The organism is Saccharopolyspora sp. ASAGF58 (assembly GCF_012277335.1).
Classification (GTDB): domain Bacteria; phylum Actinomycetota; class Actinomycetes; order Mycobacteriales; family Pseudonocardiaceae; genus Saccharopolyspora; species Saccharopolyspora hattusasensis.
Genome location: NZ_CP040605.1, coordinates 5,738,528 through 5,758,768 on the forward strand (window position 1 = coordinate 5,738,528; position 20,241 = coordinate 5,758,768).

The 20,241-nt window shown below is 68.5% G+C and carries 15 protein-coding genes and 1 pseudogene; 10 read left to right on the top strand and 6 right to left on the bottom strand.

The window, feature by feature from the left end:
• Positions 1-39 precede the first annotated feature (39 nt).
• Genes FDZ84_RS26780 through FDZ84_RS26800 form a run of 5 tightly spaced genes read left to right on the top strand, consistent with a single transcriptional unit; the run spans position 40 to position 5,170 of the window.
• The gene (locus FDZ84_RS26780; RefSeq protein ID WP_168588130.1) at positions 40-1,140 is read left to right on the top strand and encodes an ABC transporter ATP-binding protein; all 1,101 of its coding nucleotides are present in this window, start codon (positions 40-42) and stop codon (positions 1,138-1,140) included.
• A 26-nt stretch (positions 1,141-1,166) separates the two neighbouring features.
• Positions 1,167-2,537, top strand: a complete 1,371-nt coding sequence (locus FDZ84_RS26785) for an ABC transporter substrate-binding protein (RefSeq protein WP_168588131.1) — start codon at positions 1,167-1,169, stop codon at positions 2,535-2,537.
• Entirely contained in the window at positions 2,534-3,382 is an 849-nt protein-coding gene (locus tag FDZ84_RS26790; protein WP_168588132.1) for a metallophosphoesterase, read from the top strand. The genes FDZ84_RS26785 and FDZ84_RS26790 overlap by 4 nt, the downstream gene beginning before the upstream one ends.
• The gene (locus FDZ84_RS26795) at positions 3,379-4,332 is read left to right on the top strand and encodes a carbohydrate ABC transporter permease (RefSeq protein ID WP_168588133.1); all 954 of its coding nucleotides are present in this window, start codon (positions 3,379-3,381) and stop codon (positions 4,330-4,332) included. The genes FDZ84_RS26790 and FDZ84_RS26795 overlap by 4 nt, the downstream gene beginning before the upstream one ends.
• Complete coding sequence (locus FDZ84_RS26800; RefSeq protein ID WP_168588134.1) at positions 4,322-5,170, top strand: carbohydrate ABC transporter permease; 849 nt, start codon at positions 4,322-4,324, stop codon at positions 5,168-5,170. Before FDZ84_RS26795 ends, FDZ84_RS26800 begins: the two co-directional genes overlap by 11 nt.
• A 76-nt stretch (positions 5,171-5,246) precedes the next feature.
• Here the strand turns inward: FDZ84_RS26800 and FDZ84_RS26805 are convergent, their stop codons facing one another.
• Positions 5,247-6,143: a LysR family transcriptional regulator gene (locus FDZ84_RS26805; RefSeq protein WP_168588135.1), complete on the bottom strand. Its 897-nt coding sequence runs from the start codon at positions 6,141-6,143 to the stop codon at positions 5,247-5,249.
• A 198-nt stretch (positions 6,144-6,341) separates the two neighbouring features.
• On the opposite strand from FDZ84_RS26805, the gene FDZ84_RS26810 reads away from it, so the two are divergent.
• From FDZ84_RS26810 to FDZ84_RS26820, 3 genes are all read left to right on the top strand, one after another.
• On the top strand, positions 6,342-6,758 hold the full coding sequence (locus FDZ84_RS26810) for a Fur family transcriptional regulator (RefSeq protein WP_168590377.1): 417 nt from the start codon (positions 6,342-6,344) through the stop codon (positions 6,756-6,758).
• A gap of 21 nt (positions 6,759-6,779) precedes the next feature.
• On the top strand, positions 6,780-9,008 hold the full coding sequence (katG, locus tag FDZ84_RS26815; RefSeq protein WP_168588136.1) for a catalase/peroxidase HPI: 2,229 nt from the start codon (positions 6,780-6,782) through the stop codon (positions 9,006-9,008).
• Between the two features lie 187 nt (positions 9,009-9,195).
• Positions 9,196-11,559: an arylsulfatase gene (locus tag FDZ84_RS26820; protein WP_168588137.1), complete on the top strand. Its 2,364-nt coding sequence runs from the start codon at positions 9,196-9,198 to the stop codon at positions 11,557-11,559.
• A gap of 81 nt (positions 11,560-11,640) precedes the next feature.
• Here the strand turns inward: FDZ84_RS26820 and FDZ84_RS26825 are convergent, their stop codons facing one another.
• Positions 11,641-12,954, bottom strand: a complete 1,314-nt coding sequence (locus FDZ84_RS26825; RefSeq protein ID WP_168588138.1) for a DUF1015 family protein — start codon at positions 12,952-12,954, stop codon at positions 11,641-11,643.
• 466 nt (positions 12,955-13,420) lie between these two features.
• Positions 13,421-13,684: a hypothetical protein gene (locus FDZ84_RS26830; RefSeq protein ID WP_168588139.1), complete on the bottom strand. Its 264-nt coding sequence runs from the start codon at positions 13,682-13,684 to the stop codon at positions 13,421-13,423.
• Between the two features lie 354 nt (positions 13,685-14,038).
• Here FDZ84_RS26830 and FDZ84_RS39355 point away from each other — a divergent pair.
• Both FDZ84_RS39355 and FDZ84_RS26840 read left to right on the top strand, forming a co-directional pair.
• Positions 14,039-14,167, top strand: a pseudogene (locus tag FDZ84_RS39355) (sugar ABC transporter ATP-binding protein); the annotation flags it as partial.
• A gap of 581 nt (positions 14,168-14,748) precedes the next feature.
• Positions 14,749-16,101: an HNH endonuclease signature motif containing protein gene (locus FDZ84_RS26840; RefSeq protein ID WP_168588140.1), complete on the top strand. Its 1,353-nt coding sequence runs from the start codon at positions 14,749-14,751 to the stop codon at positions 16,099-16,101.
• Between the two features lie 142 nt (positions 16,102-16,243).
• On the opposite strand, the gene FDZ84_RS26845 is transcribed toward FDZ84_RS26840, so the two are convergent.
• The 3 genes from FDZ84_RS26845 to FDZ84_RS26855 form a co-directional block, all read right to left on the bottom strand.
• Positions 16,244-17,524 carry a C39 family peptidase gene (locus tag FDZ84_RS26845; protein WP_168588141.1) on the bottom strand — a complete coding sequence of 427 codons (1,281 nt, stop codon included), beginning with the start codon at positions 17,522-17,524 and terminating at the stop codon, positions 16,244-16,246.
• A 174-nt stretch (positions 17,525-17,698) separates the two neighbouring features.
• Positions 17,699-18,412: a hypothetical protein gene (locus FDZ84_RS26850; protein ID WP_168588142.1), complete on the bottom strand. Its 714-nt coding sequence runs from the start codon at positions 18,410-18,412 to the stop codon at positions 17,699-17,701.
• Between the two features lie 172 nt (positions 18,413-18,584).
• Entirely contained in the window at positions 18,585-20,201 is a 1,617-nt protein-coding gene (locus FDZ84_RS26855; protein WP_168588143.1) for an aldehyde dehydrogenase family protein, read from the bottom strand.
• Positions 20,202-20,241 lie beyond the last annotated feature (40 nt).

Below are 20,241 nucleotides of genomic sequence, written 5' to 3' on the forward strand. Positions count from 1 at the left end.
GTTCGGCGGGAGCCCGTCGAGAGAGGCGAAAGGTGCGCAGTGAGCCGTATTGAACTGCAGGGTCTGAGCCGCCGATTCGGTTCGGTCACCGCCGTGAACGACGTCTGGCTGGATGTTGCCGACGGGGAGTTCGTGGTGCTGCTGGGCCCGAGCGGCTGCGGCAAGTCCACGCTGTTGCGGATGATCGCCGGGCTGCTGCCGCCGACTGGGGGACGGCTGCGGCTCGCGGGCGCCGACATCACCGACGTCCCACCGCAGCAGCGCGACCTCGCCATGGTCTTCCAGAGCTACGCGCTCTACCCGCACCTGTCCGTGGCCCGCAACATCGGCTTCCCGCTGCGGGCCCGGCGCTGGTCCCGGGCCGACATCCGGGCGAAGGTCGCCGAGGTGGCCGCCACCCTCGACCTAGTGGAGCTGCTCGACCGCAAGCCGCGTGAACTCTCCGGTGGCCAGCGGCAACGGGTGGCGTTGGGCCGGGCGTTGGTCCGCGACCCAGGCGCGTTCCTGATGGACGAGCCGCTGTCCAATTTGGATGCCAAGCTGCGGGCGAGCACCCGTGCGGAGATCTCCGCACTGCACCGGCGGTTGGGCGCGACGATGGTCTACGTCACCCACGACCAGGTCGAGGCGATGACCATGGCAACCCGGATCGCCTTGCTCGACGGGGGAAAGCTGGAACAGGTCGGCACCCCTGAGGAGGTCTACGACGAACCGGCCTCGGTGTTCGTCGCCCGGTTCCTGGGCTCGCCTGCCATGAACCTGCTGGACGTCACCGTGCGTGCCGAAGGCGGCGCTCTCACGGCTCGGGCAAACGGCGTCGAGCTCGGGTTGGGCATCGAGGGCGAAATGCCCGAGCGCGAGGTGGTGCTCGGTGTGCGGCCCGAGCACCTCCGCCCGGCCGGATTGGAGGAAGACGGCATCCGCGCAGCGGTCACCGCGGTGGAGAACCTCGGCAGCGAGGAAGTCGCCCTCTGCGAGGCCGGCGCCAGCCCGATCTGCGTGCGCGGACCCCGTCCGCTCGGCCTGCGGCCTGGCGACCGGGTGAACCTGGCCACCCGCCCCCAACACCTGCACCTCTTCGACCCCGGCAGCGGCCGCAGGCTGGCCTGGCGGCCTGCTCCGGTCGCCGCAGGCGTTTGATTTCCCATCAGAACAAGGAGAATTTGATGAAGAAGTCCCTCGTCGCGGCGTGCGCGGCGACGGCTCTCACGCTGGTCGCCGCTGGCTGCGGGCTCGGCACCACCGACACCCCGGCGGCGGTGGGCCGGGTTCCGGAGCTGGCCCCCGACCAGAAGGTCTCGATCGTCTTCGAGAGCTACAACTTCGGCCAGGCCGGCGCCTGGACCGACACCTTCAACGAGCTGATCGACGAGTTCGAAAAGACCCATCCGAACATCACGGTGACCGCGCAGAAACCGCAGGGCAACAGCTCGAACCCGGCCACGGACACGATTCCCAGCCTGCAGAGCCAGCTGACCGCGGGCAATCCGCCGGACGTGGCGCAGCTCGGCTTCAGCGACCTGGACTTCGCCGTCAACCAGCTCGGTGCCGCGCCGCTGGATGACCTGGTCGGAAAGGACGAGGTGCAGCGGAACTTCGACGGATCGCGACACCCGTACGCCCCGACCGCGCGGACACTCGGCGACTGGAACGGCAAGACCTACGGCGTTCCGTTCGTCTTCTCCACCCCGACGCTCTACATCAACCAGGACCTCTTCGCCGCCGCCGGGCTGGACCCGGCAAGACCGCCGGCGACCTGGGACGAGGTGCAGCGGGCGGCACTGGCGGTCAAGGAGCGCACCGGCAAGGACGGTGCCTACGTCGACTGCATGACCAAGGCGTCCAAGGACTGGTGCTTCCAGGCGCTCGTGCGTTCCAACGGCGGTCGGGTGATCGCCCAGGACCGGCGTTCCCTCTCCTTCGCCGAGGCGCCCGCGGTCGAGGCCGTGCAGAGCATGCAGAACATGGTGCGCTCCGGCGCGATGCCCAACCGCACCCAGACGCAGGCGGTGGATGCCTTCGCCCGCGGAGAGTTGGGCATGATCCTCGAATCCAGCGCCACGCAGGGCAACTTCCTCAAGGGCGCCGCTGGGAAGTGGCGGCTGGGAGCGGCCCCGATGCCGGGGTTCCAGGGCAAGCCGACGGTACCGACGAACTCGGGCGCGGCGCTGTTCGTGTTCTCGCACTCGCCCGAGAAGCAGCGGGCCAGCTGGGAGCTGATGAAGTTCCTGACCAGCGAGCAGGCCTACACCAAGATCGCGAGCAAGATCGGCTACCTGCCGCTGCGCACCGGACTGGTCGACGATCCGAACGGCCTCAAGTCGTGGGCCGACAAGAACCCCTACCTGAAGCCGAACCTGACGCAGCTGGCCAACATGGAGCCGTGGGTGTCCATGCCCGGCCCCAACTACCTGCAGATCCGCGACGGCATGATGGAGGCAGTCGAGAGCTCGGTGTTCCAAGGCGCGGACGCCGCGACAACGCTGCAAGCCAAGCAGGCCGAGGTGTCCAAGCTGCTGCCGGGTGGTGGCAGGTGACCCAACCAGACCTCACGCTCGTGCAGCTCAGCGACACCCACCTGCGGCCGGCGGACGGCTTGATGCACGGTGTCGTCGACACGACGGCGAACCTGACCACGGCCGTCGAGATGGTCGAGAACTCCGAGGCCGACGTGGCGGCGCTGCTGCTCACGGGTGACCTCGCCGACGACGGAGACCCGGCGGCCTACCGCAGGCTGCGCAGCATCGTCGCACCTGCCGCACGCCGGCTCGGCGCCGAAATCGTCTATGCGATGGGAAACCACGACGAGCGCGCGGCGTTCCGCGCCGAGCTGCTCGACGAGCAACCCGCGACGGGCGAGTGCGACTCGGTGTCCACGGTGGACGGCCTTCGGGTGGTGACGATGGACAGCACTGAGCCCGGCCACCACGACGGTCACCTGTCGGACGCGCAACTGGACTGGCTGGCCCGCGTGCTGGCCACCTCGGCTCCCCGGGGCACCGTCCTGATCAGCCACCACCCGCCACTGCCCTCGCCGGTGCCGACGGTGCACCTGCTCCGGCTACGCGGCGCGGACCGGCTGGCCGAGGTGCTCAGGGGCACCGACGTGAGGCTGATCGTGAGCGGGCACGCGCACCACACCGGGTGCGGTGCGCTGGCCGGAATCCCGGTTTGGGTGGGACCAGCACTCGCCTACGGCGTGGCCGCGGTCCCGCCAAAGGGCCGGCTGCGCGCCGGAGCGGACGCCGGGTTCAGCCGCATCGACGTGTTCGGCGACCAGATCGTGTCCACCGCGGTCCCGCTGTCCACGGCCGACCAGGTCTACGACGTGGACGCGGCCGAGCGCCTGCGGATGGTCCACGAAGTGGTGGGGGCCTGGTGACCGGCACTTTCGTGGAGATCCCCTCCCCGAGTGCGGCGGGCACGGAGGCTGTGCCCGCCGCACGCCGGTCGGCGTGGAGCCGGGTGCGGCGGATCGCACCGCCGTACCTCTACTTGGCGCCTGCCGTCGCGCTGCTCGTCTTGTGGACCTACCAGCCGCTCGCGCAGACGGCGTACCTGTCGGTTCACTCCTGGAACCTCGTGCCGACCTCGCCCATGCGGGAAGTCGGGTTCGCGAACTACATTCGCCTGCTGACCACGCCGGAACTGGGCGAGTCGGTGCTGCGCACTTTCGCGGTGATCGCCGGGATGCTGCCGTTCACCGTGCTGATCCCGACCGTCGTGGGGCTGCTGACCCGCCATGTGCGCGGCCGCGCCGCGGCTGTCTACCGCGGCCTGGTGTTCGCGCCGATGCTCGTCGCGCCGGTCGCCGGGGCCGCGGTCTGGCAGTGGTTGCTCGATCCGACCGCCGGTGTGGTCAACCGGCTGCTCGGAACCGAGCTGAACTGGATCAACACCACCGGGACCGCGCAGTTGGTCATCATCGTGATCACCGGGTGGCACTTGGTCGGGTTCGCCGCGCTGGTCGTCTCCGCCGGGCTGACCGGGATCAACCCGGACTACGCGGCGGCCGCGCAGGTCGACGGAGCCTCGCGCGGCCAGATCACGCGGTGGGTCACACTGCCGCTGCTCTCGCCGACGCTGGCCTTCCTGGTGCTGATGACGGTGTTGCTGTCCGCGCAGTGGACCTTCCCGCTGATCGACACCCTCACCCAAGGAGGCCCGGTCGGCTCCACCACCAACGTCTACTACCTGTTGTGGGAGTACGGGTTCCGCAGCCACGACGCGGGGTTGGCCGCAGCGGCCGGGATCGTCTTCTTCCTGGGATTCATCGTGCTCGCCGCATTGCTGGCGAGCCTGGCGGATCGGTTGAGCCATCATGACGACTGAACACAGCGCGAACGACGAGCCGGTCGGGGCGCGCAGCCCGGCGCAGCGGGCCCTGGGCCACTCCGCCCTCGGGTTGCTCGGCCTGTTCTGCGTGTTCCCGATCTACTGGCTCTACGCCACGTCGTTGCGCGCGCCCGGTGATGTCTACCAGCTGTCGGTGTTGCCGTGGCCGCTGTCCACCGGCAATTACGCCGACGCGCTCGGCAAGATCGACCTCGCCGGGATGCTGCTGAACACCGCGATCGTGGCCGTGCTCAGCGCGCTGGGGCAGCTGCTGATCGCGCTGCTCGCCGCTTATGCTTTCGCGGCCTGGTCGTTCCCGTTCCAGCGGTTGCTGCATCTGATGTTCGTGGGCACCTGGCTGGTGCCGTTCCAGGCGACCATGCTGCCCAACTACGTGCTGCTGGCCCGGTTGGGCCTGTTGGAGACGCTGGCCGGGGTGATCATCCCGACGCTGTGCTCGGCATTGGGCGTGCTGCTGCTGCGGGAGCACCTCAAGAACTTCCCGAAGGAGCTGCTCGACGCGGCCCGGATGGACGGCCGGTCATCTTGGAGTTCATTGTGGACGGTTGTGGTGCCCTCGCTGCGCCCGGTGCTTGCGGCATTGGGCATCCTGTTGGTCATCACGGCGTGGAACGAGTACTTCTGGCCGGCCATGGTGCTGCAGCGCAGCAACGCGGTGGTGCAGCTCGGCCTGCGTAGCTTCCTCGGCACCGAGGGCAACGAGTGGGGGCCGCTGATGGCCACCGCGGGACTGACCTGCCTTCCGGTGTTCGCGCTCTACCTGGTGCTGCAACGGCACATCGTGAACGCGTTCGTGAGATCCGGCCTGAAATGACGCTGCGAACAGGACGCAGCAGCCGGTTCCGCCATCGGGCCGCCAGCCGTAGAGCACGCCGCCTGCAGGTGAATCCTTACTCCAGCGCACCGGGGGGAAGGCATTCCAGGAACGCGTTCACGAGCGGGCCATGCTCGGTGGGCCAGACGGCGTGGAGCTCGAGGATGGGTACGGGGTCGACCAGCGGGACGGTGGTGGTGCGCGCGCCGGGGGAGCGGACGTCGGTGAGCCCGCCCCGCAGCGCCGAGGCGAAGCCGACAACCGGCTTGACCGCGGCGAGGATGGCCGTCGCACCCGGGTCGTCGACCTCCTCGGCGACGGTGAGCTGGATTCCGCTGGTCCGGGCGGCGGAGAAGATCGTGTCGTACATGGCCGACGACTGGGCCCGGTTGAACAGCACGCAGGGTTCCCCGGCGAGCTCGCCGAAAGGCACCCGGTCGAGACCGGCCCAGCTGTGTTCCCGGCCGACCACGGCGACCAGCGGTACGCGCAGCAGCAGGCGGCTGGTGAGGTTGGTCGCCGCCGGCTTGCCGTACACCATCGCGACGTCCAGCCGCCCGTCGGCGAGAGCCGCCAGCTGCGGGCCGGTCCGCATCTCGAACATGGTCACGTCGATCGCCGGGTGGCGGCTGTGCAACGCGCTCAGCGTGGCGGGCAAAATCCGTTGCCCGGCGGGGAAGTTGTACCCGACCCGGACCGTGCCGGCCCGCCCGGCAGCGGCCGCCCGCGCGGCCTGCCCCGCCCGCTCCGCCCTGGCGACAATGTCCTGCGCGAGCTCGCGGAAGGTTTCCCCGGCGGGGGTGAGCCGGACCTCGTGCGAGTTCCGGGCTACCAGCGCCGCCCCGACCGAGCGTTCGAGCCGCTGCAGGTGCTGGCTCAGCGAGGGCTGAGCCAGGTGCAGCCGCGCCGCGGCCCGGCCGAAGTGCAGTTCTTCGGCAATAGCTAGAAATGAGACGAGATGCCGCAGTTCCACGCCTGACCTCCCTGGGTGCCGCCACGCTACCGGGCGCTGGAGAGCGACGGATGAACAGCGGGCGACGGGCAGTGGTGGATTGGCGCCGATCGCCATCTCCTGCTCGGCTGGTGCGGGACGAGCGCCAACCCACTCTTGATTAATTCAAGAAAATGGACCAGACTGCTGCGCGTGCCAACGACTGCGGACCTCGAGCGCATGCTGCGCGGGGTTGCACTGCGCGTGACCCGTCCTCGGGTGGCAGTGCTGTCTGCGGTGCATGATCGCCCGCACGCTGACACGGAATCGATCATCGGTGCCGTGCGCAAAGATCTTCCCAAGGTGTCCCACCAGGCCGTCTACGACGTGCTGCGCGCGCTGACCGCCGCGGGCTTGCTGCGTCGCATCCAGCCGATGGGGTCCTTGGCCCGCTATGAGGCGCGGATCGGGGACAACCACCACCACCTCGCATGCCGGTCGTGCGGCGTCATCGTCGACGTCGATTGCGCTGTGGGTGCCGCACCTTGCTTGGCTGCCTCCGATGCCCACGGCTTCACGATCGACGAGGCCGAGGTCATCTACTGGGGACTGTGCCCGGCCTGTTCCCCCGAGCCAGTTCCGGAAAAAACCCGCTGAAGAGAGCCCGAAAGGATTCCCGTGACTGACAGCACTGACGCCGTTGTTGGCGAGGCGCAGGAGGAGAGCGCAGGCCAGTGCCCGGTCGCGCACGGACGCGCCCCGCACCCGACCGAGGGCGGCGGAAACCGCCAGTGGTGGCCGAACCGGCTCAACGTGAAGATCCTCGCGAAAAACCCGCCGGTGGCCAACCCACTGGGCGAGGAGTTCAACTACGCCGAGGCGTTCAAGGCGCTCGACCTGCCCGCCGTCAAGCGGGACATCGAAGAGGTGCTGACGACCTCGCAGGACTGGTGGCCGGCCGACTTCGGGCACTACGGTCCGCTGATCATCCGGATGGCGTGGCACAGCGCGGGCACGTACCGCATCAGCGACGGCCGCGGTGGCGCCGGCGCCGGTCAGCAGCGCTTCGCGCCCCTGAACAGCTGGCCGGACAACGTCAACCTCGACAAGGCGCGCCGCCTGCTGTGGCCGGTCAAGAAGAAGTACGGCCAGAACATCTCGTGGGCCGACTTGCTGATCCTGGCCGGTAACGTCGCCCTGGAGTCGATGGGCTTCAAGACCTTCGGCTTCGCCGGTGGTCGCGAGGACGTCTGGGAGCCCGACGAGGACGTGTACTGGGGCCCCGAGACCACGTGGCTCGGCGACAAGCGCTACACCGGTGAGCGGGACCTCGAAAAGCCGCTGGCGGCGGTCCAGATGGGCCTCATCTACGTCAACCCGGAGGGCCCGAACGGCAACCCGGACCCGATCGCCGCGGCCCGCGACATTCGCGAGACGTTCGGCCGCATGGCGATGAACGACGAGGAAACGGTCGCGCTGATCGCCGGTGGTCACACCTTCGGTAAGACCCACGGCGCGGCGCCCGACAGCAACCTCGCGGCCGACCCCGAGGCCGCCCCGCTGGAGGAGCAGGGCCTGGGCTGGAAGAACTCCTTCGGCGCCGGCAGCGGAGCGGACACCATCACCAGCGGTCTCGAGGTCACCTGGACCTCGACGCCGACGAGGTGGAGCACCAACTTCCTCTGGAACCTCTTCAGCTTCGAGTGGGAGCTGACCGAAAGCCCGGCCGGCGCGAAGCAGTGGAAGCCGAAGGGCGGTGCGGGTGAAGGCACGGTGCCGCACGCCCACGACTCGTCGAAGCGGATCGCGCCGAACATGCTGACGACCGACCTCGCGCTCCGGTACGACCCGATCTACGAGCCGATCGCGCGGCGGTTCATGGAGAACCCCGACGAGTTCGCGGACGCCTTCGCCCGGGCGTGGTTCAAGCTGACCCACCGCGACCTGGGGCCGAAGTCGCTCTACCTCGGCCCGGAGGTGCCGGAGGAGACCCTGCTGTGGCAGGACCCGCTCCCGGCGGTCGACCACGAGCTCATCGGTGCCGAGGAAATCGCCGACCTGAAGGCCAAGATCCTCGACTCGGGTCTGGACGTCTCGCAGCTGGTCTCCGCCGCGTGGGCGTCGGCCTCGACGTTCCGCGGCAGCGACAAGCGCGGTGGCGCCAACGGCGCGCGGATCCGCCTGGAGCCGCAGAAGGGTTGGGAAGTCAACAACCCCGACCAGCTGGCGAGGGTGCTGAGCACCCTGGAGGGCATCCAGGAGTCCTTCAACGCCGCCCAGACCGGAGGCAAGAAGGTCTCGCTTGCCGACCTGATCGTGCTCGGTGGGTGCGCGGCCGTCGAGCAGGCCGCCAAGGCCGCCGGCCACGAGGTCGAGGTGCCGTTCACGCCGGGCCGCGTAGACGCCTCGTCGGAGCAGACCGACGCGGAGTCCTTCGCCGCGCTGGAGCCCGCCGCGGACGGGTTCCGCAACTACCTGGGCAAGGGCAGCCGGCTCCCGGCCGAGTACCTGCTGCTGGACAAGGCGAACCTGCTCACGCTGAGCGCGCCGGAGACGACCGTCCTCGTCGGTGGTCTGCGGGTCCTCGGCGCGAACTACGATTCCTCGGAGCTCGGCGTCCTCACCGACACCCCGGGGAAGCTGACCAACGACTTCTTCGTGAACCTGCTCGACCTGGGCACCACGTGGAAATCGACGTCGGAGGACGCGCAGACCTTCGAGGCACGCGACGCCTCGGGCGAGGTCAAGTGGACCGGCAGCCGCGCCGACCTCGTCTTCGGCTCGAACTCGGAGCTGCGGGCGCTCGCCGAGGTTTATGCGAGCGACGACGCGAAGGAGAAGTTCGTGCGCGACTTCGTCGCGGCGTGGGACAAGGTGATGAACCTCGACCGGTTCGACCTCGTCTGATCCCGACGTGCAGGTCGGCCCGCACCGAGCGGGCCGCGCGCAATCAGCCGTGAGGGCTGGCGAGACCCCGTCCGGTGACTTATCCGAGGGCGGGGTCTCGCCATTTTGGTATTTCCGTTCGCCCGTTCCGCTGAATGCTGCCGTTTCACAACTCGGGCAGGACTCGGATGTTGTCCAGGAGGTCTGAATGAGCGACGCGGTCGTTTCCCGCGAACGTTTGCCGATTCCAGATGCCGTTGGCACCCCGGCCACGTCCGTGGACGTGCGTGATCAGGAGCCTCAGTTCGCACCCGTTCAGCCGGTGCGACCTCCGGAAACAGCGCCGAACGTGGTGGTAGTGCTCATCGACGACATGGGTTTCGGCGCTCCCAGCGCCTTTGGCGGGCCATGCCGGATGCCGACCGCCGAACGGCTCGCCGACGGCGGGTTGCGCTACAGCCGCTTCCACGTCACCGCGATCTGCTCGCCGACCCGGCAGGCGCTGCTGACCGGGCGCAACCACCATTCGGTGGGCATGGGGGTCACCACCGAGATGGCCAGCGCCGCACCGGGATACAGCGGAATCCGGCCCCGCAGTGCCGCCACTCTGGCGCAGGTGCTGCGGGGGAACGGCTACAACACCGCGGCGTTCGGCAAGTGGCACCAGACCCCGGCCCGCGACGTGAGTGCGGCCGGGCCGTTCGACCGGTGGCCCACGGGGGAGGGTTTCGAGAAGTTCTACGGGTTCCTGTGCGCCGAGATGAACCACTGGTACCCGCTGCTGTTCGACGGGACGACTCCCGTCGAGCCGTCGCGCCGCCCGGAGGACGGCTACCACCTGTCGGAGGATCTGGTCGATCAGGCGATCGACTGGGTGCGGGACCAGCGGTCGCTGAAGCCGGACCACCCGTTCTTCGTCTACCTGCCGTTCGGCGCCACGCACGCGCCCTACCACGTCCCCCGCGCGTACCGGGACAAGTACGAGGGCGAGTTCGATCACGGCTGGGACCGGCAGCGAGAAATCACCCTGCGGCGCCAGAAAGAACTCGGCGTGGTGCCCGTGGACGCCGAGCTGGCGCCGTGGGCGGAAGGCGTGCCGCATTGGGACGAGCTGTCGGCGACGGAGCAGCGGGCGGCCGCGTCGCTCATGGAGCTCTACGCGGGTTTCGCCGAGCACACCGATGACCAGGTGGGGCGTTTCGTGGATGCGTTGGAGGAACTCGACGCGCTGGACAACACGCTGTTCATCTACATCCTCGGTGACAATGGGGCGTCCGCCGAGGGAGGACTCGGCGGCACACTAAACGAGCACCGGTTCGCCAGCGGCATACCCGACACCGCCGAATTCATCGTCGAAAACGCGGACGCGTTGGGCGATGCCACGACCCATGCCCACTACCCGGTGGGTTGGGCGTTGGCGATGAACACCCCCTACCAGTGGACCAAGCAGGTCGCCTCGCACTTCGGGGGCACGCGGGACGGCATGGTCGTGCACTGGCCGCGCGGGATCGCCGAGCGGGGCGGGCTGCGCCATCAGTTCCACCACGTGATCGACGTCGTGCCCACCGTGCTCGAAGCCGCGGGCATCCCGCACCCGGTCGAGGTGGACGGTGTCGCCCAGCAGCCGATCGAGGGTACCAGCATGCTCTACAGCTTCAACGCCGCCGAAGCGCCGGACCGGCATCGGCTGCAGTACTTCGAGATGGTCGGCAACCGGGGCATCTACCGCGACGGCTGGATGGCGGTGACCCGCCACGGCACGCCGTGGGAGATGGTGCAAGGCGACCAGCGCCGCTACTTCGACGACGACGTGTGGGAGCTCTACGACACCACTGCGGACTGGACGCAGGCGCGCGACATCTCCGCCGAGCATCCCGGCAAGCTGAACGAGCTCAAGCAGCTGTTCCTCATCGAGGCGAGCAGGTACAACGTGTTCCCGCTCGACGACCGGATGACCGAGCGGGAGAACCCGATGGAGGCCGGACGGCTCGACCTCATGGGAGATCGCCGATCGATCACGTTCCACGCGGGAGCGAAGCGGCTGACGGAGGAAACCGCGCCCAACGTCAAGAACCGCTCGCACAGCGTGACAGCCCAGGTCGAGACCGGCGACAGCGCTGCGGCGGGGGTGATCATCGCGCAAGGTGGCCGTTTCGGCGGCTGGTCGGTGTACTTCCACGAGGGGCGGCTCTGCTACGCCTACAACTACTTCGGCTTGGAGGTGCACGCGGCGCGGGCACGCGTTCCGCTGGCGGGCGGGCGCCACGAGATCCGGATGGAGTTCTCGTACCACGGCGGCGGCGTCGGCAGGGGCGGCGACGTGGCGCTGCACGTTGACGGTAAACAGGTCGGCGAGGTCGTGCTCCCGAAAACGATCCCGTACTACTTCGCTTTCGACGAGACCTTCGACATCGGCGTCGACCGTGCCACACCGGTCACCGACGACTACCCGGTGGGGGACAACGCGTTCACCGGCAAGCTGCACTGGGTCCGCGTCGATCTGGGCGACGACCTGCACAACGACGCGGACGCGGACCACGACCGCGCTCGGTTCAAGGCCAGCCACGACTGAGCGGACCTGCGGCGCGCCGTCGGCGGCAGTCGTCAGTTGCCGGTCCAGCACCGATCGCTGACTTCCTCCCCTGCTGGGGAGTCAGTCTTCGTCGAAGAGGCGGAGGACGAGACCGGGGTGCGGCCTGGGGCCGAACGAGGTCGACTTGCGCGGCAGCCTCAAGCCCGCCCCGGCGGCGTTCTGGAGATCGGCCTGCCGTGGTGGCGCGACCAGCACGGCGATGCCACCGAACTCCTGGACCTGGCGCGCGGCCTTGGTGGGGCTGGCCTCGTAGTGGATGTCCTCGGGCGAGTCCGGTACGCGCCAAAGCGTTTCGATCACAGCTGCGTGCAGGACGGTGAGCTGCATCCGGCGAAGTGCCGCTGGAACCCGGCGCAGTTCTTCGGCCACGAACGCCTGGTGCGGGTCGGTCAGCAGGAACGCCTCGTGCCCGGTCACCACCACGAAGGCGATTGCGTGCTGGGCGTTCTGCCGGAGCACGCGCAACCATTCGGTGAGGCCGCCCCGCAACCTGGCTACCCGGAATCGGGTCGCCGCCGAGTTCAGGGCTGCTGTCGGATTGACGTGCGGCAGGACGCGGTGGACCGGGGAAAGCGCCATCGGGCTGCGCTGGACGTCGACGAGCAAACCGGAGATGTAGTCCCACGGGCCCGTGCCGCGACCTTCGGCGTGGAGGTAGCGGCGGAGCTGCCGGGCCGCGACCCAACGATGGTGCCCGTCGGCGAGGAAGGCCGGGATGCGGCTGAGCTCGGCCGTGATGTCAGCGTGCGCCGCTTGGTCGGTCATGCGCCACAACCGGTGCCGTTGTCCGTCCGAGGCGAGGACTTCCGACGCCGGCGTGCGCCGGGTCGCTGCATCGAGGTGGGCTGCGGTGCGCCCACCGCCCGAGTAGCCCAGCAGCAAGGGCTCGAGGTTCAGCCGACCGACCTCCAGGACCCGGCCAATACCGTTGGCGCGACTGGGAATGACGTCCTCGTGCGGCAACAGGCGGCTGTCCAGGTGGACGGCAGCGAGCAGCCCGCGCTGGGACCCGCGCGGGCCGGTCTGTTCGTAGGCGTACAGAGCGCGGGCGGGCTCGCGCACCAGCGCGCCGCTTCGCTGCCAGGACCGCAGGACGCTCGCTGCTTCCTCAGCCGACCCGTCCCAGGCGCCGGCATGTTGATCCCAGGGCGTGGCGTAGCGCCCGGCCAGATCACGCAGGCGCTCGGGCGCGACGCGCCAACCGCGGAAGGGTGCTAAGCCGACCCCGCTGATGCTGGGGCTGGCAGGGTCGATCGCGGTTACTTGCAACTGGGTCGTCTCCTCGGCGTCCGCTTCTTCGTCGAGCTCGGCATCGTCAGCGGAATTCTCCCTATGCGCCGGGACGAACGCGAACAGGCCCGCGATCGTGCACACCGGAGCCGACTGGCCTGCCGCGCCGACCGCGTCCTGAGCTCGACCGGGTCTTCGCGAATGGCAAACCCCGACCGAAGAAGCAGCAACCCCGGAGCCGATTCCTGCCGGTTTGTCCGTACAGGCCGAACCGGACGCAGTTCGGGGCCCCGGGGTCGGGTAGCTGCCTGGTATTCGCCGACCGCATGCCCGCGCCGAATCCCGCAGGATCAGACGACACGGGTCGGCTGGAGTGCCGTGGGCGGTCCTAGCGGACAGCCACCTCACAAGTCCTGTTGGTATTCAACGTTGGACCACCTCCCTTCCTGTGTACCGAGGAGGCTAGGGTGCGGCGTGCCATTCGGGCAACTGGTTTTCTTCGCAACGGATTCACCTCCGACCAAGTCCCCAGCGCCCATCGCGCTGGCCCTGGCCATCGCGCTCGCGCTGTCGCACGGAGCGGTTTTCGCCCTGTCTGATCTGTCGGGACTCAACCGGAGCCGACCGTATCGTCTGTCCACTCGTCCAGGCGCGATCCGACGTGGCCGGGGAAGTCCTCGAGGGCGTCCAGGCGCCGACGGATTTCCGCTCGGACGACGAGCAGTTCGCGGTGGTGCCGCGACACGAGGTCCCAGCACTGCTGTTCGAGCGCGTGGTTCATGCAGAGCTCGGCGAGTTTGGCGCGACGATCAAGTTCGTCTAGGAGGCAGGAAGCCAGTGATGCGGTGTGGGAGCGCTGGGTGAGCTGGGACATGGTCACACCCCGATTCGTCGGCGGATGCCTGGTGGGTCGAACTGCTTCGGTCGCGCTATCCACTGTGACGTCCGGCACCGGAGCCAGGTACGGGGTGAACTACTCATGCTGCCCTCGCATTTGGCTTGAGTAGTGCGCGGAGCTAGCGGACGGACGGCGGCCGGATGTGACCGTGAGCTCGCACCAGGTAGGACGAGGGGCTGGATCGGGCCAGGAGGTGTCCCGCTTCAGGGGGAGGGGCCGACGGTGCAATTGCGGAGCACGCTGCAACAGCGGGTGCGACCACGACGTCGCCATCGGGGCCCTGGCCCTCGCAGCGGTCGTGGTGGACCGCGTGGCGAGGAGGAAGAGCTGATGGTGCCCACGCTTTGCGCCCGCGGCCTGGTCAAGTGCTACGGCTGGGTGATCGCCATCGACGGCGCCGACTTCGAGGTCGTCCCCGGCGAGGTGCTGGCCGTCGTGGTCGACAACGGCGCCGGCAAACGGGGGCGGGGAGAGTGGCGGTGGGTGTCGCTTTCTAGGTTGGGCTTTTTGCCGGTTTTGGGGCTTGCCGGGGTTGGGGCTTGTGGGGGTTTGGTTGTGGGTGGCCATCCCCGTGGCGGGTGGAGTGTGGGGGCTGCGGGCCGGAGGTCAAGCCCGGCCTTCGGCCGCCCCTTCGGGGGTGAACGGCTTGACATCCGTCCCGCAGCACCTGTTCGGCTTTGTGCCACGGGGATGGCCAGGAGCGGTCTGGCGGGGTGAGGCTTTGCGTTGCAGGGTGGCGGAGTACTGGGGGTGGGTGGTGGTGGGCGGGGTGGGTGGTAGTGATCGCTGCGTTCCGAGGTGGCCCGTGCGCGGTTTTCGGGGCTGTAGCGCTTGAAACCGCTCACGATGCTCGTGCTGGTGGTGTGGTGGTGGGTGGGTGTCGCCTTCGGCGTGCCCTGGTTTTCGTTGCTGTGTCGTGGTTTCCGGTGGTTTCGCTTCCGCGCGGGTTGGGTTTTTGGGCTTTGGGCCGGGTGTTTCACCTGATCAAGCGACCATAAAAGACGTGCGAACTGGTGTGCTAATGCGGGAGAATACTTGGTATGACACCGCTGTTGAACACCCAGGATCCGGCCGTCGGCACCGCTGGTGCCCGGTCGGCGGTGTCGTGCACGGATGCCGAACTCGCCGCCCGTATCCGTGAACTGGAGGAGGGGATGCGGGTGTTGATGATGGAGCAGTTGCTGTGCATCGCCGAAGCCGACCACCGTGGTGTGTATGCCGAGTTGGGGTTCCGGTCGGCGCAGGTGTGGTTGCAGGGGCTGCTCAACATCGATGCGCGTGATGCGCAAACCCGCGTCAAGGTCGCCCGCAATGTTGAAGACCGGCAGAGCTTGTATGGCGAGGTCATGCCCGCCGACCTACCCGAGACCGCCGCGGCTTTGGCCGAGGGTGCGATCGGGTTGGAGCACGCGCGGGTGATCGTGGACGGGGTCCGTCGGCTGCCGGAGTATGCGCGCTGTCATCAGGTCGGTGAGGTCGAATCGACCCTCGTCGGGTATGCGCGGATGATGACGCCTCGTGAGCTGGAGAAACTCGCCGAGCGCATCCGCTATCTGCTGGACCAGGACGGCGCCTACGACGACGAGGAAGACCAGCACGAGTCACGGGAGCTGCACTACACGGTTGCCCGGGACGGGATGACGGTCATCAAAGCCCGCCTCGACCGCGAGGCCGGGGCGAAGTTCGCCGCGCTGATGCAGCCCCTGGCCGCTCCCCGTCCGGAGGTGGAGGGGGAGAAGGATCCGCGCACGGTGGGGCAGCGCAACGCCGACGGGTTCGCCGCGATCCTGGACCTGGCGCTGGATCATGACGGGGTTCCGCGCACGGGTGGGCAGCGCCCGCACCTGACGATCTCTATCGATTTCGAGGATTTGAAGAAGGGGCTCGGGTTCGTCGCCGCCGAGACCGGTATGCCCGGGACCCTTAACACCGAACGGGCCATCACCGCCGAGAACGCCCGACGGATCGCCTGCGATGCCGAGGTGTTGCCGATGGTCCTCGACGGGGACGGGCTCCCGCTGGACGTGGGCCGGGCGAAGCGGACCGCGCCCGCCCAGATCCGCGCGGCGTTGCTGCAGCGGGACGGGGTGTGCGCGTTCCCGGGGTGCGACCGGCCGCCGGGAACCCCGGAAGCACATCACCTCGCCCACTGGGCCGACGGTGGAACCACCGAGCTGAGCAACATGGTGATGCTCTGCGGTCACCACCACCGGACCCTGCACAACCAGCGATGGGAAATCACCATGCGCGGTGGGCGACCCGCGTTCATCCCACCACCCACAGTGGACCCAAAGCGAACACCACGACCAGGCGGTAGAGCACTACCCGCCCAGCACCGCGAATACCTCCGGGACCTCATCCCCGCACCACGGGGCCCGGCGGGCGAACCATGATGCCCTGGTTCGGTCATGGGGTGTCAGGCCCTGGTGAGGCCTCCGTCGGCGTCGATCACCACCCGCTGGCGCGAGGGTCCGGTGGTTAACTTTTGGTTGCCGACCGGCCGACCGCATTCCCGTGGGACGATCGCCGAAAACTTTAGGTCCGGAATCGGGGCGGCGTGATGATGTATGCGATGCCGCCGGAAGCGTCGACCACCGCTCCGGTGGCGTCCCGGCGCTTCGTGCGCAGCCAGACGTTCTCGAACTGGGCGCGAGGGTAGATGTTGCGCACGGCCGCGTCGTCGGACGAAGCCGGATCGTTGGCGATGACGTCCCCGTTCGTGGTGAAGCCGACGATGACCATGAGGTGGCCGTCGGTGTCGTATCCCGCGCCGTTGAGTTCGTTGGCGGCGAACGACTGCGATGTGATCAAGGGAATTCCGCTGCGGATGTAGCGTTCCGCGTCGGCCAGCGAGTTCAGGCGGGTGATGTGCGCTTCCAAGCCGTGGGCGGCGGCGTAGGCGGCGTTGAACGACCAGTTCCCGGTGCCGTCGTAGGCGTAGTCGAACGTCTGGCGCGCGGCGTGGTCGACGGCGGGATCCGGGTGTTGTGGACCGATCCAGGCCAGGTCCTGCTCGGGTGGCCGTTTTCCCCAGTACTCGACGACCATTTCCGTCGATGTGGGGCTGCACCAGGCCTCGCCGCCGCCGCCGTACTGCGGGAAGTGTCCGCTGTGGACGTTCTGGGAGTATCGCGGTACTGGGAGTTCGGTACCCCATGCCCCGCCGGGGCCGGAGGTGGGAACTCCGAACCGGTCCGGGATCCTCGAGGTCATCGCGCCCAGCATCGACAGCGAGGGCGACGCCGGTGTGCCAACGGCGCGGTAGAGGGTGGCGCGGAGCTGATAGCCGGACAGCGTCGTTCCGGGACTCGTGGTGAATGTGTCCACGTTGACGGTTCCGTGGATATCGGCTTGCCCGGCGACGCTCGTGCGGTGGATGTCGGCATCGCCTGACGCCCATTCGCCCATGGCGTACCAGCGGGTTCGAGCGCCGGTGTTGGTCCGCCCCCGCATTTCGAGACGCAGCCAGGTGCCGGGCGGTGTCGCCGCGTTCCACGAGGCGACCAACTGGGTCGCCCCGAACCCCGTCGCCTGCAGCGGCGACGTCCACCGCGCGTAGTCGTAGTCGCGCTCCCGCCCATCGGGTGCGGGATGTGCGACGGTGCCGATCCGTTCGCCGATCTGGATGCCCGTTCCGCCACTGCGCACGCCCTCGGCGGTGCCCGACTGGAAATCGTCGGCGGAGTGCCATTGGTGGTAGTCGATGGCGGACTGTGCCGGAGGATGTGCTGGTTGAGCGCAGGCGGCCATCGTCAGCGCCAGTGCGCCGATGATTCCGGTGAGGGCGCTACGGTAAATCGATCTGGAAGTACGCATGCCGACCTCTCATCGGCCTCGCCGCCGGACGGCGGTCCTTCTCGATTGGTTCGGAGTATAGGTTTCCGCGGCTTCACCGGCGATTTGACGCCCAGCGTGCACCGAGAATAGGGCTACGAGCGCGGATCGCCGCCCCGTCGCGACCGGTCTGACAGGGACACGGTGTGGCGGTGGTCAGGCGGTGATCTGCTGGGTTGGGGCGTCCGGGGCGGTCAGGCTCGCGCTGATGGTCCGCCGCAGGTTCCGGTGCGCGTTGTTGATCTCGTGGCGCAGACCCAAGATCTGCTTGGTCAGCGCGTCGCCGTCGGAGAGCGTGTTCGTTTCGACGGCGCGCAGGAGCACGCCGAGGTGGCCGTGCAGGCGTTGGTGCACGTCGACGAAAGTGACGAACTGCTGCTGCACTTCCAGGGGTGGAGATGTGCGTGCGACCGCCTTGATCATCGTTTCCTGCCAACGCCGGGCGGTTTGCCGGTAGTACCGTTCGGCGGCAACGCGGTGGTGCGGGGCCACGTGGGGGTCCAGGGCGCTGCGGATCAGCTCCTGGCTGGTGTCGACGAGCTCTCTGGCAGCCGTAGTCACCGAGTACGCCCATTCCCACTGTTCCGTCTGCGTGGTGGCTCGGCGCTCCTGCCGCGCCTCGTCGAGCTGGCCGCTGGCCAGCTTGACCTGTTCCCAAGCGCGTTCGGCCTGTGCTTGTGCGGTTCGGGCCGCCCCTGCGGCCTTCGCGGCGTGGCTTTCGGCGGCGTCCGCCAAGCGGCGGAGAGTTTCCGCTCGTTCTATTGCTTGGCGGGCCGCGAGGCGGGCCAGCCAGAGCTGCCAGCCGGCGAGCCCGACGGCCACGATCGCCAGGCCCGCGCAGATCCACGTGGCCAGCTCAGCTATCCGCATGAGCCCAGACCCTGGCACACCTGCGCCGACCGCTGAGCCCGCTGAGTGAAATCTCACGGTAGTTCACGCGGTGTGCGGCTTGACTTGCCCAGCGTGCTATGTCCGCTGCGGCCGTCCAGTCGATCGCCAACCTGATCGCGAGAAAAAAGGGGCACGCGCATTTTTTGGGGGATCATTCCGGTGCGAACCCGGTGTTGATCGCGACGATCTTGGGTTCGGTGAGTTGCTCCACCGCTGACTCGATGCCCTCCCTGCCGATGCCCGAGCGTTTGAAACCGCCGAAGGGCATGGCGTCGATGCGGAAGTCGGTGCTGGAATTGATCATTACGGCACCAACGGTCAGCGCGTTGGCGATCGTCATGGCGCGGCGGATGTCGTGAGTGAAGACACCGGCATGGAGTCCGGTGTCGACGGCGTTCGCGGAGTTGATCGCCGCCGTCAGGTCGGAGAAGGGATCAAGCAGGACGACCGGGCCGAAGATCTCTTCGTTCCGGAGCGCGGCATCCGCCGGGACGTCGGTGAGGACGGCGGGTGTCACGAAGGTGCCGCGTCGTCGTCCACCGGTGTGCAGGATAGCTCCGGCCGCCACGGCCTCGCCGATCCAGCGCTCGACGCGCTTGGCCTCGGTTTCGCTGACGAGGGGACCGATGTTCGTGGCTGGATCTTTCTTGCTGCCGACCACCAGCGCCTCCGCTGCGTCGACGACGCGCCGAAGAATCTCGCCGTAGCGGATGGCGTCGATGAAAACACGTTGCGCTGAAAGGCAATTCTGCCCCGCGACGCCGAAGGCGCCGTCGCGGACCAGCGAGTGCCCGGCGTTCTCGCCCGGTACGACGGCGAGGCGTTCGGCGGGAACCTCGTTGCGCAGCAGGAGTTCGACCAGCGCGAGCGCGGTCAGCGGGGTTTGCGGCGCGGGTTTCAGGACCACGGCGTTGCCGGCGACGAGCGCGGGGCCCAGCTTGTGGGCGACGAGGTTGAGCGGGTCGTTGAAGGGCGTGATCGCGGCGACCACGCCGATCGGCTCACGCGTGTACCAGCCCGTCCAGCCCCCGTCCGCGCGGTGTGTTGTTGTGGCCCCCACCAGCGTGGATTCCCCCGCGGACGCGAGCAGCGCCAGCGTGTACGGGTGGCAGGACTTCCGGAAGAGGTCTTCGCGGTCGGCGACTTCGACGATCTGGCCGAGGTACATGACCGCTACGCGGTCGCCGATGAACCGCACGACGCGCAGGTCGTGCGAGATCATCACCATCGTGAGCTGGTGTTCCCGGTGCAGGCGGTGCAGCAGGTTCAGGATCCTCGCCTGCACCGAAGCGTCGAGCGCCGAGGTCGGCTCGTCGCAGATGACCAGCTTCGGTCGCAGCAGCAACGCGCGGGCGATGACCACGCGCTGCAACTGCCCGCCGGAGCACTCGCGCGGATATCGGTTCAAGTAGCCGTCGTCCAGTCCGACCTCGGCGAGGGCTTCGGAAACCGCCTGAACGCGCTGGTGTTTGGTCCCGATCCCGTGTTGCGCGAGCACGGCCGTGAGGCTTTCAGCGATGGTCATGCGCGGGTCCATCGCGGCATGCGGGTCTTGGAAGACCAACTGCGCGGTGCGCGTCAGCAGCTTGCGTTCCGCGCGGCGCAACTGGCTGATCTCCATGCCGTCGACGGCCACCCGGCCGGAGGTCGTGGGGCTCAGGCCGAGGATGACCCGGGCGAGTGTGCTCTTCCCGGAACCGGATTCGCCGACCAGCCCGAGCACTTCGCCGTGGCGGACGCGGAGCGTGACTCCCTCGATGGAGTGCACGAATTCGCGGGGCCGAAGGCCGGTCCGGGGGAGCGGGAAA

Excerpts from the sequence above, each read along its gene's own strand:
- FDZ84_RS26820 (WP_168588137.1), top strand. The coding sequence starts at position 9,196 with ATGAGCGACGCGGTCGTTTCCCGCGAACGTTTGCCGATTCCAGATGCC.
- FDZ84_RS26840 (WP_168588140.1), top strand. The coding sequence starts at position 14,749 with ATGACACCGCTGTTGAACACCCAGGATCCGGCCGTCGGCACCGCTGGT.
- FDZ84_RS26830 (WP_168588139.1), bottom strand. The coding sequence starts at position 13,684 with ATGTCCCAGCTCACCCAGCGCTCCCACACCGCATCACTGGCTTCCTGC.
- FDZ84_RS26845 (WP_168588141.1), bottom strand. The coding sequence starts at position 17,524 with ATGCGTACTTCCAGATCGATTTACCGTAGCGCCCTCACCGGAATCATC.
- FDZ84_RS26850 (WP_168588142.1), bottom strand. The coding sequence starts at position 18,412 with ATGCGGATAGCTGAGCTGGCCACGTGGATCTGCGCGGGCCTGGCGATC.
- FDZ84_RS26810 (WP_168590377.1), top strand. The coding sequence starts at position 6,342 with ATGCTGCGCGGGGTTGCACTGCGCGTGACCCGTCCTCGGGTGGCAGTG.
- FDZ84_RS26785 (WP_168588131.1), top strand. The coding sequence starts at position 1,167 with ATGAAGAAGTCCCTCGTCGCGGCGTGCGCGGCGACGGCTCTCACGCTG.
- FDZ84_RS26800 (WP_168588134.1), top strand. The coding sequence starts at position 4,322 with ATGACGACTGAACACAGCGCGAACGACGAGCCGGTCGGGGCGCGCAGC.